Origin of the sequence: Actinoplanes sp. NPDC026619 (genome assembly GCF_040638295.1) — a bacterium.
In the GTDB taxonomy this organism is placed as follows: domain Bacteria; phylum Actinomycetota; class Actinomycetes; order Mycobacteriales; family Micromonosporaceae; genus Actinoplanes.
The window spans coordinates 1-2,918 of the sequence record NZ_JBEZYA010000080.1; the positions used below are offsets into that span (position 1 = coordinate 1).

Annotated in this window: 3 protein-coding genes; 2 read left to right on the forward strand and 1 reads right to left on the reverse strand. The window is 66.9% G+C overall.

The genetic code is table 11. The features are described from left to right. Positions 1-89: 89 nt before the first annotated feature. Positions 90-635: an SPW repeat protein gene (locus tag AB0E90_RS51550; protein ID WP_360421194.1), complete on the reverse strand. Its 546-nt coding sequence runs from the start codon at positions 633-635 to the stop codon at positions 90-92. Between the two features lie 251 nt (positions 636-886). On the opposite strand from AB0E90_RS51550, the gene AB0E90_RS51555 reads away from it, so the two are divergent. Together AB0E90_RS51555 and AB0E90_RS51560 are read left to right on the forward strand one after the other, a co-directional pair. Beyond that, entirely contained in the window at positions 887-1,402 is a 516-nt protein-coding gene (locus tag AB0E90_RS51555; protein WP_360421196.1) for a BON domain-containing protein, read from the forward strand. 145 nt (positions 1,403-1,547) lie between these two features. Then, the coding region (locus AB0E90_RS51560; protein ID WP_360421197.1) for a sugar porter family MFS transporter at positions 1,548-2,918 on the forward strand (1,371 nt) is incomplete at its 3' end.

A 2,918-nucleotide genomic window follows, 5' to 3' on the forward strand; every position in this document is an offset into this window, starting at 1 on the left:
CGGACCAACACCCAGAACCTGGCCACCGCAGCGCCGTGGACCACACCCTGGCTACCCGAGGGTTACGGGAAAGAACACTGGCCAGGGGCTTAGCGCCTCGAATGTGGTTCACCTGCTCCGGCGATTGCGCTCGTACCGGCCAGCATCATCACCAAAACACCGACGATCATGTCGTTCCAGGCGACGCCGAGCAACTGGGTGAAGCCGAGCACGAACGGCGCCGTGATCAGCCATCCGCCCAGCACGATGTTGACGACGCTCAGGCGTGCCGTTCGACCAGGCCGGGCCACCCGGATGGTGGCAAGCGTGGCGATCATCAACCCGGTGCCCGTGTCGTTTCCCCACGGGTAACCCTCCGTGCTGCCCGCGAACAGCGGGGTGCACGTAAGCCAGAGCCCGGCGAGTACGACGAACGCGCTCGGCGTCTGAGTCAGGTCGCCGGTCAGCCGGTGCCGTAGTGCGCCGTGGGCGGGTTGTCGCCTGGCTAAGTGTTCCATCGGCCGGGTCGCCCGCTCCGGCGTCGCGGTGCGGTCCGGGCCACCGCAGCCGGAACCGGCGCCGTCCGGGGAACCACGGGCCGCACCGCGGCGGTCACCGCCCGCGGTCGTGCCGAGGTAGCCGTGAAGCATTGGCATGAGGGCTCCTTTCCGAGACCGTCGCCTTCACTTTGCGCGCCGGTCGTAGCGGTCGTGCGGCGCGAACCGCGCAGTTGTGTGACGACTCTCGAGGTCGCTGTGCGCAACGGACCGTGTGCCACCCGGCTTGCTGCCGGCACCTGCCGGGTGAGGGCGGTCGTCATGCAACTGTCATGAGTACGTGCGGCGCCTGCCACCTCTATTGCCGAGCATCGCAGGGAGTGTCAGGTCAAGCACAGGAAGGCGAACGTATGCAGCCGCTTCCCGACGACGAGTTCCTCGCCCAGCACCGGCGGCACGACCCTGTCGTCACCTCCGCCGACGTGAATACGGCCCTCGTCGTGGTGCTGGAACTCAACGCCCACGACCGAACCAGCTGCGAGGCGATCCGCGTGAGCGTCCAGAACAATGTGGTTGTCCTCGAGGGCTCCGTTCAGTCGTGGGCCGCGCATGACACGGCCGCGGACATCGTCCGAGCCGTGGCGGGCGACTTCGACGTCTGCAATGCCCTGCGGGTGCGCGCCGAGGACGGCGCCTCGGCCGCTCGCGACGAGTTCGACGCGATCGTCGAAGGCCCGGCTTCCCGGGCGGCGGCGACGAGGCGGAAGGTGCCCTTCCCGGCCGTGTTCTCGCCGCGAACCTGGCCACTCCTGCTGCCTTGCCTGGCGCTCCCATGGTTTCTCCTGCTCACCGGCTGGTCTGGGCTGCCGATGGTGGTCGCAGTGCTCGCCGTCACGGCTGGCGTGATATTCACACACCGGCGATAAGTTCCCGCCCGCCCGCCGCCCGCCCGCCCGCCCGCCCGCCGCCCGCCCGCCCGCCCGCCCGCCCGCCGGCCGGCCGCTACAGCGTCAATTTGTGCCGCGGGTAGCCGCAACTCTTTCCGTAGTGGCGTTCAGCAGCGGGCGGCTGATGACCGCTGTCGATGACGTTTGGCTTTTACATACTGGGGCAGGCGCGTTGCTGGGTTGCCGCCGATGGGATGGAGCCGGTGATGCTGGGTTCTTGCGAGAGTTGCGGGCCAACGGTGTGGTGACCCGGGTGGCGGCCATCGCGGCCATCGGCGGATTCCTGTTCGGCTACGACACCGGTGTGATCTCTGGGGCGCTGCTTTACATCAAGCGCGACTTCGACGCCGGACCGTTCGAGCAGGAGGCCATTGTCTCGGTGCTGCTGCTCGGCGCCGCCGCCGGTGCCCTGTTGTCCGGGTGGCTCGCGGACAAGATCGGCCGGAAGTGGACCAAGGTCCTCTCCGGGTCGGTGTACGTGATCGGTGCTCTCGGATGTGCGTTCGCGTTGAACGCGCCGATGCTGATCGGCTGCCGCGCGTTGCTCGGGTTCTCGGTGGGCACGGCATCGTTCGTGAGCCCGATGTACATCTCCGAGGTGGCACCGCCGAAGGTACGCGGTGGGTTGACGTCGTTCAATCAACTGGCGGTGACGACTGGGATCGCGGTGGCGTACCTGGTGAATTACTTCTTCAAGGACGTCTCGGGGAACTGGCGCTGGATGCTCGGCATCGCCGTGATCCCCGGTGCGGCGCTGGCGATCGGCATGCTCACCGTGCCGCGGACCCCACGCTGGCTGGTCGAACAAGGCAAAGACGACGACGCCCGGAAGGCCTTGGAGAAACTCCGTGCGGGCACGGACACCGACCCCGATCACGAGCTCGACGAGATCCGCCGGAGTTCGCAGGAGGCGCGCGGGACGTCGGTGCGTGACTTGTTTCGTCCGCCGGTGCGTACATTGCTCGTGGTGGGGCTCGGGTTGGCGGTCTTCCAGCAGATCGTGGGCGTGAACACGGTCATCTATTATGCGCCGACGATCTTGCAGCAGACGGGGCTGGGCGCCGGTAACGCGATCACTCAGACGTTGACCGTGGGTTTGACCAACGTGGTGTTCACGATCGTGGCGATCCTGTTGCTGGACAAGGTCGGCCGTCGACCGCTGTTGATCACCGGTACGGTCGTGGTCGGCGTAGCACTGCTCGGCTTGGCCGCGTATTTCGGCTTCTCGGGTTTGCAGGACGGCGCGCCGTGGCTGGCGCTGGTGTCGTTGCTGGTGTTCATCGCCGGATACGCCGTCGGTCTCGGGCCAGTGTTCTGGCTGATGATCAGTGAAATTTTCCCGCAGCGGCTGCGTAGCAAGTCGATGAGTATGACGACGGTAGTGAACTGGCTGGCGAACTTGGGGCTTGCCCCCGGATCTTGGACACGGGGTTTATGCGGCTGGGGCCAGCGTAGCCGGTGCCGTTCGGATGGTGTTCTCGTAGGTGTTCGGGGA

Coding starts and splice junctions, on each gene's coding strand:
- AB0E90_RS51550 (WP_360421194.1), bottom strand. CDS start 635: ATGCCAATGCTTCACGGCTACCTCGGCACGACCGCGGGCGGTGACCGC.
- AB0E90_RS51555 (WP_360421196.1), top strand. CDS start 887: ATGCAGCCGCTTCCCGACGACGAGTTCCTCGCCCAGCACCGGCGGCAC.